Below are 14,408 nucleotides of genomic sequence, written 5' to 3'. Positions count from 1 at the left end.
GCGGCCGCTCGTCTCAACCAGACGAACGGCCTCCGCCTCGAATTCCTTCCCCAGCCGGCGTTGCCGCTTGCCCATGAAATGCTCCTCCTTCCTTCAGAAGAGCTCTCCAGTTTGCCGGGACAAGTCCATTCCGCTTCATCGTCGGGAATCTGGCCGGCGCCCCAGAATGGCCACAATCGCGTTGCGATACCGCTGAGCTGCTCGGCGCTCGTCGCAGCATTGATTTCCGCGTAGAATGCAGAGGCCGCCGGGCCGAGCTGACAGCCGTTCAGAGCGGCATGATCCGGTGGACACTCGGATTTTGAGAGCCCTTTAAAAGCCTGTCGGTGCGGAAAGCCTCACTTTCCGCTAACTCGTTGGAATACTGAGCATCAGGCATCCCCTTCCGGGACGCCATTTCGCCTTCATCGCGACGATCGCATGAGGCGCGCCTCGAAATCGGTGGCTACCGACGCGTCCGATGCTCTAAGCACGGAGTATGGAGACCGTCTCGCCGCACGAACTCTTCACCCATGTCCGCATCGTCCTGGGCATGGTCATCGGCCTCGGCATCACGCGGATGCTGGCCGGCATCGCCAGCTTCATTCAGCATCCCGGCCGCCACCGCGTTTCGCTGCTCCACATGCTCTGGGTCGGCTCGATTCTGCTCGAGCTCGTGCTGTTCTGGTGGTGGGAGTTCGGACTGTCGCGCATCCCGGCCTGGAGCTTCGGCGTCTATCTCTTCCTGATCGGCTATGCCGTCGTGCTCTACCTGATCTCGGCGCTGCTCTTCCCGGACAACATCGCGGAATATGCCGGCTATGAGGATTTCTTCATCCGGAGTCGGCGCTGGTTCTTTGGCCTGCTCGCGGCGGCTTTCCTGCTCGATATCGTCGATACGCTGATCAAGGGCGCCGAACACTGGACCCAGCTCAGCGGCGACTATCTCGTGCAGGTTCCGATCGGGCTGGCGCTCTGCCTGATCGCCAATGTTTCCGCGCGACGTGGCGTGCATCTCGCGCTCGCCAGCGTGCATATCCTCTACCAGTTCTACTGGATCGGTCGCGTCGTCTACACGATGGGCTGAGGGGCGACTTGGGCTGAGACGCTCAGCTTCTCGTGCCGGCCGCACCCGCGAAGGGGGCGAAATGCCTGGCGACCTGCAGATAGACATCCCGTTTGAACGGAATGATCAGGTCCGGCGTCTCCTCGAGCCTGACCCAGCGCCAGGCGTCGAACTCGGCCTTGTGGCCGCCGGCCGGGGTGAGGATGTTGATCTCGTTCTCCGAACCGGTCAGGCGGAAGGCGAACCATTTCTGCGCCTGGCCGCGCCAGCGGCCCTTCCAGGCTTCCTTGCCGATATCGACGGGCAGGTCGTAGGAGAGCCAGCCCGGCGCCTCGGCGAGAAGCTCGACCGCGGTCACGCTGGTTTCCTCGGCAAGCTCACGGCGCGCGGCCTCCAGCGGCGTCTCGCCCGCGTCGATGCCGCCCTGCGGCATCTGCCAGGCATGGCCCGGCGCGACATGCTCGCGCTTGGTCTTGTCGGCGCGGCTGCCGACGAAGACGAGGCCTTCGGCGTTGAACAGGGCGAGGCCGACGCAGGGGCGATAGCCTTCGGGGGCCTTGTCAGTCATTGCAGCGATCCCGTGGACTTGAGCGACCCTGTCGTTTTGGGCGAGCGGAAGCCGCGGGCGGCGCTCATGGGAACGAGCACGATCTTCTTGGCTTCCAGCGACTGTGCCCAGCGATTGATGCGCTCGATCGAGACAGGCAGGGCGCTGGCGGCGGCGACCGCGATGCCCTGCTCGCGGGCGGTATTTTCGAGCGCGGCCAGCTCCTTGTCGATCGCGTCGGCGCGGGTGACGCCGTCGACGACACGGTCGATCTTCAGGGCGGGGATGCGGGCGCGGTCAGCCGCGGCTGCGAGCTGGCTGCGCGCCGAGGAGCCGTCATCGATCACCATCAGGCCGCGGCCGGCGAGCTCGCGCAGGACCGGGGAGAGGGCGCTCTCGTCGGCGGTGAAGCGACCGCCGAGGAAATTGACGATGCCGACATAGCCAGTGAAGCGACCGAGCGCCCAATGCAGCTTGTCGATATTGTCAGGCGCCTTCGGACCGGTCAGCAGCGTGTGCGGGCCGGGATCGTTGTCGGGATAGTCGAAGGGCTCCATCGGCAATTGCAGGAAGACCTCGTGGCCTTCGCCGCGGGCGCGCTGGACCGTGCGTTCGAGCTCGGTGCCATAGGGCGCGAAGGCGAGCGAGACCGGCGCCGGCAGCTTCGCGATCGCATCGGCCGTGCCGTTCTGGCTGATGCCGAGACCGCCGACGAGCAGTGCGATGCGGCCGGCCGGCTTGACCGTGGGCTCGGCGCCGAGGGGGCGGGCATAGACCTTGGCCGGTGTCGCGCCTTCCGGGCCGAGCTTCGGCAGCATGCCATAGCGCGAGCGCTCGACCAGGCGGCTATCGGGCGCCGTCGCGAGCCTGATCGTGCGCGACTCGTCGGGAATGGTGATGACGATGGCCTCCGGCGCATCCTCGCCGGCGCGCGTCACGGTCACACCCGCGCTGTTCTCGAGCTGGGCGGCGCTCGCCGGCCCACGCGGCGTGGCGGTGGCCGGATCGGCGGTTGCAGATACGGAGGCGGCGGGGGCGACACGCTTCTCGATCGAGGCCACGGCCATCGGTTGGCCGCCATCGGGATCGCGACGCAAGGCAACCGTCAGGGCGAGGCTCAGCACAGCCGAACCGACGCAGCCGGCAGCGACTGTCGCGAGCCAGCGTCCCCAGGGCCTGCCAGAGGCCGCCGGGCGATCCTGGCCGAGCGGTCGATTGAGCTCCGTCAGCGGCGTTTCGGCCGAGAGAGGCCGTCCTCGAGGTTGCGACGCGGACCCGAATCAGCAGCCCGCGCGCCAGAGTACGCGCCGATCAGATCGCATCGCAATCTGATCGGTCACGCGTTCTCGATCTGAAAACGAGAGCCGGACCGGCGCTCGGCCTGGCGCCTGAGGAGCCCGACGCCGAGCCCGCAGGCTCAGTTCGGCTGCTTGGGCGCCTCGGGAGCGGCGGAAGCCGTCGGGGAGGCCGGCTTGTCCGCGGGGGCCGCGACATCCTTCTTGATGCCGCGCAGCTGGTTGAGCGCGGCGATCAACTGGGTGTCCTTGGTCGCGTCGGCGGGAACATAGGAACTCGAGCCGGACTGCTCCTCGCCCTCGCCGGCCTTGAGATGGCCCTTGAGCGCAGCTTCGCCCTTGTTCTCGACGAGCTTGTCCTTGATCTCCTGCGGGATCTCCTGCTGGACCTCGATATCCGGCGTGATGCCCTTGGCCTGGATCGAGTTGCCCGACGGCGTGTAGTAGCGCGCCGTGGTCAGGCGCAGGCCGCCATTCGAGCCGAGCGGGATCACGGTCTGGACCGAACCCTTGCCGAAGGAGCGCGTGCCCATCACCGTCGCGCGCTTGTGATCCTGCAGGGCGCCGGCGACGATCTCGGCCGCCGAGGCCGACGAGCCGTTGATCAGCACCACGACCGGCTTGCCCTTGGTCAGGTCGCCCGATTTGGCGTTGAAGACCTGGGTCTCCTCGGCATTGCGGCCGCGGGTCGAGACGATCTTGCCGCGCTCCAGGAAGGCGTCGGAGACCAGGACGGACTGGTCGAGGCGCCCGCCGCGGTTGTTGCGGAGATCGATGACGTAGCCCTTGAGCTTGTCGGCGCCGATCTCGCTCGTGGTCTTCTCGATCGCCTTGCGCAGGCCGTCATAGGTCTGCTCGGAGAAAGTGCCGATGCGGATATAGCCGATATCGCCCTCGACCCGCTCCTCGACGGCCGGCACGACGATGGTCGAGCGTGTGAGGGTGAACTCGAGCGGCTCGGTCTTGCCGGGGCGGTCGATCTTGAGCGTGACCTGGGTGTTGATCAGGCCGCGCATCTTCTCGACGGCCTGGGTCAGGGACAGGCCCTTCACTTCCTGGCCGTCGATCTGGCGGATGATGTCGTTGGTGAGGATGCCGGCCTTGGAGGCGGGCGTATCCTTGATGGGCTTCGCGACCTTGAGGACGCCGTCCTCCATCGTCACCTCGATGCCGAGGCCGCCGAACTGGCCGCGCATGTCGGTGTCCATGTCGCGGAACGACTTGGAGTCGAGATAGGACGAGTGCGGGTCGAGCGAGGAGACCATGCCGTTGATGGCGGCCTCGATCAGCTTCTGCTCGTCGGGCTTGTCGACATAGTCGGTGCGGATCTTCTCGAAGATGTCGCCGAACAGGTTGAGGCTGCGGTAGACCTCGGCTGAAGCCGCCACCGCGCTGGTCGAGGAGAGCAGCCTCGTCTGGGTAGCCAGTCCAGTCAGGCCCGCGCCCATGATGGCGCCGGCGAGAACGAGGGAAACCTTGCGCATCATCCGCGAACCTTTTCGCCTTGCGATTTCGTCCACCACGGCATCGGATCGATCGAGACGCCGTCTTTCCTGAATTCGATATAGAGAACCGGTTGCCCGGTTCCCACCCCTACGGTCGTCGCGGCAGCTTCCGACGTTTCGCCCATCGCCGCAACCGGCTCCCCCGCCAGCACGAACTGATTGAGCGCGACGTCGATCCGCTGCATGCCAGCCAGCAGGATGTAGTAGCCCCCGCCGGCGTTCAGGATCAAGAGTTGTCCGAACGAACGGAACGGTCCCGCGTAAACAACCCAAGCGTCAGAAGGCGCCGAAACTAGGGCGTTCGCGCGGGTTTCCAGCGAAATCCCGCGAATCGTTCCGCCGGCGCCGTCTGAATCGCCGAAACCACGCAATCGTGATCCCGAGACGGGCAGGGAGAGCAGGCCTTTCGCCTCGGCGAAGGCGATCTTGGGGGCGAGCCGCGCCGGGTCCTTGAAGGCGAGAGCGGTCATGCGCTCGCGCTGCTCGCGCGTCTCCTGTTCGATCGCCTGACGGGCGGCATCGGCCGCCCTGTTGGCGACGGAGATTTCCTTCTCGATCTTCTCGACGAAATCCCGCATCGAGCGCGCCTGGCCGGCAAGCTCCTTGCCGAGCGCCGCCTGTGATTCGACGTCCTTGGCCGCGCTGGCCTCGCGCTCGCGCCTGGCCTCGATCAGGGATGCCAGGCGCTGACGCTCGCTCGCGATCTGCTCCATCTCCTCGCCGATCCGGCCTTTTTCAGTGGCGATGCCGTTGCGCAACCGGACGAGCTCGGCGAGGTCGGTGCCGAGGATTTCGACTTCCTGCCGGAGGTCGGGAACGACGGCGCCGAGCAGCATCGAGGCGCGCACGGCTTCGAGGATATCCTCGGGGCGGACCAGCACGGCGGGCGGCGGGCGCCGGCCGATGCGCTGCAGCGCGGCCAGGACCTCGGCGATCAGGTTGCGCCGGCCTTCAAGCGAACGGCGAATCGCCGTCTCGCTCGATTGCAGCAGGGCGAGCCGCGTCTCCAGCCCGCCCAGGCGCTCCTCGGCGGCCTGGGTTTTCGCGGTGGTGTCGAGCAAGGCCTTGTTGAGCGCGGCGCGGTCGGCGCGGATCGCGGCCATCTCCTTGTCGAGAGCGGCGCGCGCATCCGCGTTTCCGGCGAGGCGCTGCTCGATCGCCTTGAGCTCGCTTTCGCGCGCCTGTTTCTCGACGAGCTTTTGCATCGCCTCGCGTTGGAGGGCTTCCGGATCGGGCTGGGGTGTCTGGGCCGTGGCCGAGGTCGCCAGCAGGGCGGCAAGGCACAGGCCGCGCAGTCCGGGGCGAATCAGCAAGGTCATACGCGATGATAGGGGTGGCCGGAGATGATCGTCATCGCGCGATAGAGCTGTTCGAGCACGAGCGCCCGCACGATCTGGTGCGGGATGGTCAGGGCGCCGAAGGCGAGCGTGATATCGGCCCTGTCGCGGATCTCCTCGCTCAGCCCGTCGGCGCCGCCGATGATCAGGCTGGCATGGGCGGTGCCGGAATCGCGGGCGGTGGCGAGGCGGGTGGCGAAGGCCTCGCTGCCGAGATGCCGGCCGCGCTCGTCGAGGGCAATGATCAAGCCGGGCTGCGCCTTCGCGAGGATGGCTTGAGCCTCCTCGCGCTTGCGCTCCTCGGGGCGGCGGCCCCGGCTCTCGGCGATCTCGACGATGTCAGGACCGCTGAAGCCGATGCCGCGGCCGAGCGCGACGCCGCGCTCACGATAGCGCTCGCAGAGCTCCCGTTCCGGCCCATCCTTGAGCCGGCCGACGGCGATGACCGCGAGCCGCATTGGAGGATCGCGTCAGCTGTCGAGGCGTTCGTTCGGCCGGTCGGTGCCCCACATCTTCTCGAGATTGTAGAACTGGCGCACTTCGGGCCGGAAGACGTGGATGATGATGTCGCCGGTATCGATCAGCACCCAGTCGCAGGCAGGCATGCCTTCGACGTTGGGCGTGGGAAGTCCGGACGCCTTCAGGGCTTCGATCAAGGCGTCCGAGATGGCGGCGACATGGCGGTTGACGTTACCGGACGCGATAATCATCGCGTCGGCCAGCGACGTCTTGCCGACGAGGTCGATCACCGTGATGTCCTCGGCCTTCATGTCCTTGAGGACGCGCTGGGCAAGGGCGATGCTATCGGCAGAGGGGTTGTCCGCGATAGCGGCCTGGGGAAGCGGCTTCGGCTCGGCTTCACCAAGGGTTTGACGGGTCAGTGACGTATCCTCTCGATCCTGATGCGCGTTCGCGCGGTGCGGGCAAAATAAGCTGGGAGGCCCCGGAATTCAATCGCGGCCAGCCTGTTTGCGCAGCATTGTGGAGGAGAGCGCCGAGCGCTTCCCATGCAGGAAAACCCAGGCGGGCGGGTGCGTGCGGGGCAGGACAGCCGCCTGGTTTTCGGAAATGCGCCAGCGCGACAGCCAGTTGGCGGCGGGCGAGGCCATGGCGCTATGGGTCGAGCCCGGCCGGTCGATGATCGCGATCGGCATCATCCGGGCTATCGCGCGCCACTCGGCCCAGCGGTGGAAGCCGGCGAGATTGTCCGAGCCCATGATCCAGACGAAATTGACGCCCGGGCAGCGCCGCTTCAGCGCGCGCAGCGTGTCGGCGGTATAGCGGGTGCGCAGACGAGCCTCGATGCCGGTGACATGGATGCGGGCATGGCCGGCGCCCCCGCGCGCTTGCCGCAGGCGCTCGCCGAGCGGCGGCAGCTTCGCATTGTCCTTCAGGGGATTGCCGGGCGTGACCAGCCACCAGATGCGGTCGAGCTGGAGACGGCGCAGCGCGGTGAGGCTCGCAAGCCGATGGCCGTCATGGGCAGGGTTGAAGCTGCCGCCGAACAGGCCGATGCAAAGGCCGGGCGCATGAGGCGGCAGGCGCAGAGGCTCGCTCGTCATCCTTGCTGCACGGTTCAGGGGCGGGTCTGGCCCGCGCCATGGACGCGGTACTTGAAGGAGCAGAGCTGCTCGACCCCGACGGGGCCGCGCGCATGCATGCGGCCGGTCGCGATGCCGATCTCGGCGCCGAAGCCGAATTCGCCGCCATCGGCGAACTGGGTCGAGGCGTTGTGGATGACGATGGCGGAATCGACTTCCGCCAGGAAGCGGGCGGCGGCGGCCGCGTCGGCCGTGACGATCGCATCGGTGTGATGCGAGCCGTAGCGCTCGATATGGTCGATCGCGGCATCGAGGCCGGGCACGGTCTTCACCGCGATGATCCGGTCGAGATATTCGGTCGCCCAGTCCTCCTCGGTCGCGGCGGTCACGCGCGCATCGACGGCGCGGGCCGCTGCATCGCCGCGCACGGCGCAGCCGGCTTCGAGCAGGGCGGTGACGAGCGGGGCGAGATGCGTGCCGGCACAGCCCTCGTCGACCAGCAGTGTTTCGGCCGCGCCGCAGACACCGGTGCGGCGGAGTTTCGCGTTGAGCAGGATCTCGCTGGCCATGGCGAGTTCGGCCTTGGCATCGACATAGACATGGCAGTTGCCGTCGAGATGGGCGAAGACCGGCACGCGCGCCTCGCTCTGGACGCGGGCGACGAGGCTTTTTCCCCCGCGGGGCACGACGACGTCGATATTGCCGTTGAGCCCGGAAAGGATTTCGCCGACTGCGGCACGGTCGCGCGTCGGCACGAGCTGGATCGCGTCGGCGGGGAGCCCGGCGGCTTCCAGTCCTTCGCGCATCGCGGCGGCGATCTCGGTCGAGGAGCGGAAGGAATCGGAGCCGGCGCGCAGGATCGCGGCATTGCCGCTCTTCAGGCAGAGCGCGCCGGCATCGGCGGTGACATTGGGGCGGCTCTCGAAGATCACGGCGATCACGCCGAGCGGCGTCGCGACGCGCTCGAAGCGCAGGCCGTTGGGCCGGGTCCATTCCGCCAGCACGCGCCCGAGCGGATCGGGCAGATCGGCGACCTCGGCGACGGCGTCGGCGATGGCGGCAAGCCGTTTTTCGTCGAGGGCGAGGCGGTCGATGAAGGAGCCGCTCAGGCCGGCGGCCTTGCCGTCTGCAAGGTCCTGGGCGTTGGCGGCGAGGATCTGGGCGCTGCGGGCGCGCAGTGCTTCGGCCATGGCGAGGAGGGCGGTATTGCGCTGCTCGGTCGGGCTCAGCGCGACCTTGCGTGCGGCGGCGCGGGCGCGGCGCCCGACATCCTGCATGACAGCGCCGATATCGGCGGCCTCGTTCGTCGCGATGATGCGCAATGCGCTGTCGCCGGTCATTTCACCCAACCTGAATTGATGTCCGTCGATCGAAGCTTATCCGATTGCCGGAAGAACGCGGGGCATCCCGGACAAGCAGCGAAGCTGCGCCGATCCGGAATCCATGCCTGAACCGTTCCGGCATGGATCCCGGGTCTCCCTTCGGTCGCCCGGGATGACCGCGCGTTTTCTGGAGAACCGATGACACCCTAGCCCAGCCCGAGCGCCATGTCGTCCCGGTGGATCATCTCGGCGCGGCCGGGATAGCCCAGCACGGTCTCGATATCGCGCGAGGCCTTGCCGAGCACCAGCGCGGCCTCGGAAGCGTCATAGGCGACGAGGCCGCGACCGAGCAGATGACCTTCGGGGTCGCGGATCAGCACGGCGTCGCCGCGCGCGAACTCGCCCTCGATCCGGGTGACGCCGACCGGCAAGAGGCTCGCGCCGCCGCGCAGGGCGCGGGCCGCGCCGGCATCGAGATGCAGCGTGCCGCGCGGTTCCAGCGAACCGGCGATCCAGGTCTTGCGCGCGGTGGCGGGTGTCGATCCGGTGAGGAACCAGGTGCAGCGGCCGCCCTCGGCGACGCCGGCGAGCGGATTCTTGGCGCGTCCGTCGGCGATCAGCATATGGGTGCCGCCGGCCGCCGCGATCTTGCCGGCCTCGATCTTGGTGCGCATGCCGCCGCGCGAGAGCTCGGAGGCCGCGCCGCCGGCCATGGCATCGATCTCCGGCGTGATGCGTTCGACCACGGGAATATGCCGCGCGCTCGGATCTTTCGCAGGAGGTGCCGTGTAGAGCCCGTCGATATCGGAGAACAGCACCAGCAGGTCGGCGCCGGCCATGGTCGCGACCCGCGCCGCGAGCCTGTCATTATCGCCATAGCGGATCTCGGTGGTGGCGACGGTGTCGTTCTCGTTGATGACGGGGACGGCGCGCAGGTCGAGCAGACGGCCAAGCGTCGCGCGCGCATTGAGATAGCGGCGGCGCTGCTCGGTGTCGGCCAGCGTCAGCAGCACCTGTCCGGCGGTCAGGCCATGCGCGCCCAGCGCCTCGGCCCAGTTGCGGGCGAGCGCGATCTGGCCGACCGCGGCGGCGGCCTGGCTCTCCTCGAGTCGCAACGGCCCGGAGGGCAGGCCGAGCACGGTGCGCCCGAGCGCGATCGCGCCGGAGGAGACGACGAGCACGTCGGCGCCGCGCTGGTGCAGCTCGGCGAGATCCTCGGCCAGCGCGGCGAGCCAGGCATGGCGGAGCCGGCCGCGGTCGCGATCGACCAGCAGGCTGGAGCCGACCTTGACGACGATGCGGCGGAAATCGGAGAGCAGGGGCGTCTTCACGGGAGCACGGCGTTGTTGCGGCAGTCCCCCTGCCTGTTGGGGAAAATGCAGCGCTTGTAAAGTATAGAGGCACTCTCGGACGCGTCGGATGGCCCGAAAACGGGGCTTTGCATTGACAGAGCAGGGCGCGGTGCCCATATGCATGGGCCGGCTCACCCGTCTGATCGGGGGGGTGACCCTGCCGCCTCCATGCATTTTTGGCGTGCAGCATACAGAATCTGCCGCCCGATAAGCGCTGGAAGCGGGGCTGCCGCGCGTTGATTTCGATACCAATCCGGCCGGATTTGGATTATCTCGCCCGCGCGGGCCGATGAACGTCCGTAACAACCCGAGAGAAGATCACCCTTGAAGAACCCGAACGACCGCAGCTTTACCGACCGCCAGTCCAATTCCGCCAATGCCAAGAAGGCTCTGCTCGAGCGTTTCAAGGCCCGGCCGAAGGCCGACGACCCGGTGATGGTGCAGCGACGCGAGGAGCGGGAAGCCATCGCCGCGGCGCGCGCCGAGCGCGAAGCCGAGAAGGCGAAGATCCGGGCCGAGAAGGAGCGCCTGGAAGCGATCGAGCGTGCGCGCATCGAGGAAGAGAAGCGCCAGGAAGAGCTCGCCCGCGAGGCCGCCCGCAAGGCGGAGCAGGCCAAGCGCGACGCCGAGCGTCCGCGCAAGGTGCTGCTGGAAGCCGTGCAGTACATGCAGATGCGGACCGCCGGCAAACGCCGCTGACGCCTTTTCCGCCAGGCCATATCGGCCGGGCGACAGGAATTCGCGCATCTCTAGAGAATGCGATTTGGGGCGCCGCGAGCGCCCCTTTTCATAACCGCTTAACCGCGATGGCAGCGCGTGGCCCGGCCGAAGGCTGAATTTCCGGCAAAAACACCTCTCCGTTTCGCATCGACCTATCGGCAAATCCGCGCGTGCAGATTATTGTGCGCGCCGGGTTGAACCTTTTCCCCGCTCGCCGCGACAACTGGATGCGAGCCGGGATGCCTGGCCTTCGAGGGGCAATGCATACGGAATCGGACGAGGACCTCGTCAAACGGATCGCCTCTGGTGACCGGCTCGCGATGAAGGTGCTGTTTTCGCGGCATCAGGTGCGGGTCTACCGTTTCGTGCTGCGGCTCGTCCGCGACGAGACGCTTGCCGAGGATGTGATCAGTGACGTGTTCATGGATCTGTGGCGACAGGCTGATCGGTTCGAGGCGCGCGCCTCGGTCTCGACCTGGCTGCTCGCCATTGCCCGGAACAAGGCCTGGTCGCTCCTGCGCAAGCGCCGCGATGCCGAGCTGGACGAGGACTACGCCGAAAGCATCGAGGACGAGGCCGACGGCCCCGAGACCGTCCTGCAGAAGCAGGACAAGGGTCTCGCCATCCGCGCCTGCCTCGGACGCCTTTCGGCCGAGCATCGCGAGGTCATCGACCTCGTCTATTATCACGAGACCTCCGTCGAGGAGGTCGCACGGATCGTCGGCATCCCCGAGAATACCGTCAAGACCCGGCTTTTCCACGCCCGCAAGAAGCTGGGCGAAATGCTCAAGGCGGCCGGCATCGACCGCGGCTGGCCGTAGAATTTCCGTTATTATGAGGCGCGGCCCGGCCGCCCAGGGAGTGGCGTGATGAACGACAGCATCGCCAGCGATCCGAAACGCCGCGAGCTCGAAGAGCTGCTGCCCTTCTATGCCAATGGCCGTATCTCGGATGCGGACAAGCGCCGAGTCGAGGCCGCGCTCGGCAGCGATGCCGAACTCGCGGCGCGGCTCGATCTCATCCGTGACGATATGGCCGAGACGGTCCTCCTCAACGAGAGCCTCGGCGCTCCCTCCCACAAGGCGCTCGAAAAGCTGATGGCCGGGATCGAGGCCGAAGCCCGTCCGGCGCCTCTTCTAGCCCGCGCCCAGGAGAACAGCCGTGGCCTTCTCGGCTGGCTCGGCGGCCTCCTGGCCGCGCAGACGCCGCGCCGCCTGGCCTATGCCAGCGCTGCCGCTATCGCGCTGATCGTTCTGCAGAGCGTGGCGATCACCGGCCTGGCACTGCGCGACGGAGGCCCCGGTTTCCAGACTGCCTCCGCGCCGGGCACGCGCTCGTCGGAGAGCTATGTGCTGCTGAGCTTCTCGCCCGAGGCGAAGGCCGGCGAGATCGCCTCCTTCTTCAAGCGTTTCGATGCCTCGGTGGTCGACGGCCCCCGCGCCAACGGTTTCTTCAAGGTGCGCGTCGGCGATGCCTCCCTCTCCTCCAGCCAGATCGATGCGATCGCGGCGCGGATGAAAGGCGAGAGCGCCATCGTCAGCTTCGTTGCGCCGGCGCCGTGATCCGGCTGGCGCGGTCGTGAGGCGCCATGGCATGATGTTTTCGTCGCAGGAGGGCTAGGCCATGCTGCCGTCCCCGTTCGCTCGCCGGAAATCCTCGGTTCGGTGCCTCGCCGGCGCCGGCTTGCTCGCATGTGCGCTCGCGTTCGTGCCGGGACTGGCTTTCGCCCAGCCCGCAGGCGGCACCGGCGACGGCAGGCGCATCGCGCCGACGACGAGCCCGCAGCAGCCCTCGGCCGGCGGAACCAACCGCTCGATGCGCGTGCCGCCCGGCTCCTGGCTGCAGCCGCGGACCCAGCGCGCCATCGTGCCTGCGCTCGACGAGAACCGCTTCGTTCCCGACGAGGTGCTGTTCGAGCTCGCGCCTAATGTCGAGGCGGAGACCGTGCTGCGCCGCTATGGCGCGACATTGATCGCGCGGCAGCGCTTCGATCTCGCCGGCGTCACCATCATCAGGGCCAAGCTCGAGGCCGGGCGCGACCTGCGCGCCGTGCTCACCGAGATGGCCGACGACACCAACATCGCCGGAGCGCAGCCGAACTTCCTCTTCGAATTGCAGCAGGATTCGATGGCGCCCGCCGGCCAGCCGGGAGGGGCGACCACGGCCTCGTCCGATTCGACCGCCTCGGCACAGACGCCGCCGAGCCTGCGGCTGGCCGATCCCGCAACGGCGGCGCGCGGTAGCGCGGCGGTGCGGCGCGTGCTGCCGCCACAATATGTCGTCGACAAGCTGCGGCTCAGCGAAGCGCGCAAGCTGGCACAAGGGCGCGGCGTCAGGGTCGGCATGATCGATTCCGGCGTCGACATGGACCATCCCGAGATTCAGGGCTCGGTCCTCGGCTATCTCGACGCGATCGACGGGCTGGCGACGCCGCATGCCCATGGCACCTCGATGGCGACGGCGATCGTCGCGCATGGCGAATTGCAGGGCATCGCCCCGGCAGCCCGGCTCATCGTCGCCCGCGCTTTCGGCGGCCCGCAGGCTGTCTCAGCCAACGGCAAGTCGTTCCAGATCCTGACCGCGCTCGAATGGGTCGTCCAGCAGCGTGCCAAGGTGATCAATCTCAGCTTCGCCGGCCCGCAGGACCGCCTGCTCTCCAAGGCATTGGCCGGCGCGAAGGAGCGCGGCGTCATCACGGTCGGCGCCGCGGGCAATGGCGGAGCCCGGTCGGCCCCGCTCTATCCCGGCGCCGATCCGAGCGTGATCGCGGTGACGGCGACCGATGCCGAGGACAAGGTTTTCATTGAAGCCAATCGCGGCAGCTACATCGCGGTCGCGGCACCGGGTGTCGACGTGCTGACGGCTGAGCCCGGCGGGCGCTACGCCTTCACCTCGGGCACCTCGATCGCTGCGGCCCATGTCACGGCGCTGGTCGCGCTCCTGCTCGAGAAGCAGCCGGAGCTCGATTCCGACAGCGCTCGCCGGGTGCTCGGCGACAGCGCTGTCGATCTCGGTTCGCGCGGGCGCGATCCGGTCTTCGGTGCCGGCCGCATCGATCCGCCGACAGCGCTCGCCCGGGTCCTGCCGGTCGCGACCGCGCGGCCCTGAGGCTCGCGGCCCGTCGTCCGGTTCAGAGCTGACGACCCAGCTTGCGCTCGACCTGACGTTTCTCCCAGGCAGCGTTGAGAAACGGGATCTTGTCGAAGACGCGCAGCCCCTTGAAGGCCAGCGCCACGCCCCAGAACAAGGCGACCCACAGGAACCAGAGATAGCGCGCATCCATGGTGAGATTGATCGCGGCGAGGATTGCCACGACCACCGCGTATTGCATTATCCGCAGGTAGAAGCGCTTGATCTCCCTGACCTGATTGAGCGCCAGTTCCTCGTCCGGCGTGATGGCCGGTGTCCGATCTGCCAATATCATATCGTTTTCCCTCAGTTCGCTGAAATCCATCTCGAAGACGGAAGCGAGCGACTTGAGGGATTCCACGCTCGGCGCCTGGCCATTCTCGATCCTCTGGATCGTCCGGACGCTGAGTCCGCTGAGATGCGCCAGCTGCTCCTGCGACCAGCCGCGCTGAAGTCTGAGCTTCTGAATGAGCATGAATCCCTCGTTGCTCGCCTCGATCGCAGGATGCGGCGGAGTGGAACGGGTGCGCCACGTCAGGAGCCCGACATCGACCCGACATTAGCACGACAGCGCGGTGGCGGGTTGCATTTCGCCGCCGTATCGGCCTGATGGCG

General features: G+C 67.6%; 16 protein-coding genes. 6 read left to right on the top strand and 10 right to left on the bottom strand.

Annotated elements, in window-relative coordinates; genetic code table 11:
• Both Q0Q02_RS11620 and Q0Q02_RS11615 read left to right on the top strand, forming a co-directional pair.
• Positions 1–234, top strand: a 234-nt coding sequence (locus Q0Q02_RS11620; protein ID WP_293809529.1) for a hypothetical protein, incomplete at its 5' end; no start/stop codon positions are given.
• A gap of 244 nt (positions 235–478) precedes the next feature.
• Positions 479–1,066, top strand: a complete 588-nt coding sequence (locus Q0Q02_RS11615; protein ID WP_293809528.1) for a hypothetical protein — start codon at positions 479–481, stop codon at positions 1,064–1,066.
• 22 nt (positions 1,067–1,088) lie between these two features.
• On the opposite strand, the gene Q0Q02_RS11610 is transcribed toward Q0Q02_RS11615, so the two are convergent.
• The 9 genes from Q0Q02_RS11610 to proB form a co-directional block, all read right to left on the bottom strand.
• Entirely contained in the window at positions 1,089–1,613 is a 525-nt protein-coding gene (locus Q0Q02_RS11610) for an RNA pyrophosphohydrolase (protein ID WP_293809526.1), read from the bottom strand.
• A complete protein-coding gene (locus Q0Q02_RS11605; protein ID WP_293809524.1) occupies positions 1,610–2,716 on the bottom strand; it encodes a divergent polysaccharide deacetylase family protein in 1,107 nt (368 codons plus the stop codon). Before Q0Q02_RS11605 ends, Q0Q02_RS11610 begins: the two co-directional genes overlap by 4 nt.
• Before the next feature lie 293 nt (positions 2,717–3,009).
• Positions 3,010–4,371: a S41 family peptidase gene (locus tag Q0Q02_RS11600; RefSeq protein WP_293809522.1), complete on the bottom strand. Its 1,362-nt coding sequence runs from the start codon at positions 4,369–4,371 to the stop codon at positions 3,010–3,012.
• Positions 4,371–5,711 (bottom strand): peptidoglycan DD-metalloendopeptidase family protein, encoded by a 1,341-nt coding sequence (locus Q0Q02_RS11595; protein WP_293809521.1) that lies wholly within the window; start codon positions 5,709–5,711, stop codon positions 4,371–4,373. The genes Q0Q02_RS11600 and Q0Q02_RS11595 overlap by 1 nt, the downstream gene beginning before the upstream one ends.
• Positions 5,708–6,187 carry a 23S rRNA (pseudouridine(1915)-N(3))-methyltransferase RlmH gene (rlmH, locus tag Q0Q02_RS11590; RefSeq protein ID WP_293809519.1) on the bottom strand — a complete coding sequence of 160 codons (480 nt, stop codon included), beginning with the start codon at positions 6,185–6,187 and terminating at the stop codon, positions 5,708–5,710. Before rlmH ends, Q0Q02_RS11595 begins: the two co-directional genes overlap by 4 nt.
• Positions 6,188–6,199: 12 nt before the next feature.
• Positions 6,200–6,556: a ribosome silencing factor gene (rsfS, locus tag Q0Q02_RS11585; protein ID WP_293809535.1), complete on the bottom strand. Its 357-nt coding sequence runs from the start codon at positions 6,554–6,556 to the stop codon at positions 6,200–6,202.
• 123 nt (positions 6,557–6,679) lie between these two features.
• Entirely contained in the window at positions 6,680–7,291 is a 612-nt protein-coding gene (locus tag Q0Q02_RS11580; RefSeq protein WP_293809518.1) for a nicotinate-nucleotide adenylyltransferase, read from the bottom strand.
• Between the two features lie 14 nt (positions 7,292–7,305).
• A complete protein-coding gene (locus tag Q0Q02_RS11575; RefSeq protein WP_293809516.1) occupies positions 7,306–8,610 on the bottom strand; it encodes a glutamate-5-semialdehyde dehydrogenase in 1,305 nt (434 codons plus the stop codon).
• A 188-nt stretch (positions 8,611–8,798) separates the two neighbouring features.
• Complete coding sequence (proB, locus tag Q0Q02_RS11570) at positions 8,799–9,923, bottom strand: glutamate 5-kinase (RefSeq protein ID WP_293809514.1); 1,125 nt, start codon at positions 9,921–9,923, stop codon at positions 8,799–8,801.
• A gap of 345 nt (positions 9,924–10,268) precedes the next feature.
• Here proB and Q0Q02_RS11565 point away from each other — a divergent pair, with 345 nt between their 5' ends.
• From Q0Q02_RS11565 to Q0Q02_RS11550, 4 genes are all read left to right on the top strand, one after another.
• Positions 10,269–10,643 carry a DUF6481 family protein gene (locus Q0Q02_RS11565; protein ID WP_293809512.1) on the top strand — a complete coding sequence of 125 codons (375 nt, stop codon included), beginning with the start codon at positions 10,269–10,271 and terminating at the stop codon, positions 10,641–10,643.
• 281 nt (positions 10,644–10,924) lie between these two features.
• Entirely contained in the window at positions 10,925–11,485 is a 561-nt protein-coding gene (locus tag Q0Q02_RS11560) for a sigma-70 family RNA polymerase sigma factor (protein WP_293809510.1), read from the top strand.
• 48 nt (positions 11,486–11,533) lie between these two features.
• Entirely contained in the window at positions 11,534–12,226 is a 693-nt protein-coding gene (locus tag Q0Q02_RS11555) for a hypothetical protein (protein ID WP_293809509.1), read from the top strand.
• A 61-nt stretch (positions 12,227–12,287) separates the two neighbouring features.
• Positions 12,288–13,772, top strand: coding sequence for a S8 family serine peptidase (locus Q0Q02_RS11550; protein ID WP_293809507.1), 1,485 nt, complete (start codon positions 12,288–12,290; stop codon positions 13,770–13,772).
• Positions 13,773–13,794: 22 nt separating this feature from the next.
• Here Q0Q02_RS11550 and Q0Q02_RS11545 read toward each other — a convergent pair whose 3' ends face one another.
• Positions 13,795–14,268, bottom strand: coding sequence for a 2TM domain-containing protein (locus Q0Q02_RS11545; protein WP_293809505.1), 474 nt, complete (start codon positions 14,266–14,268; stop codon positions 13,795–13,797).
• Positions 14,269–14,408 lie beyond the last annotated feature (140 nt).

The organism is uncultured Allobosea sp., assembly GCF_945956895.1.
GTDB lineage: Bacteria > Pseudomonadota > Alphaproteobacteria > Rhizobiales > Beijerinckiaceae > Allobosea.
This window is presented reverse-complemented; position numbering and strand designations above follow the sequence as displayed.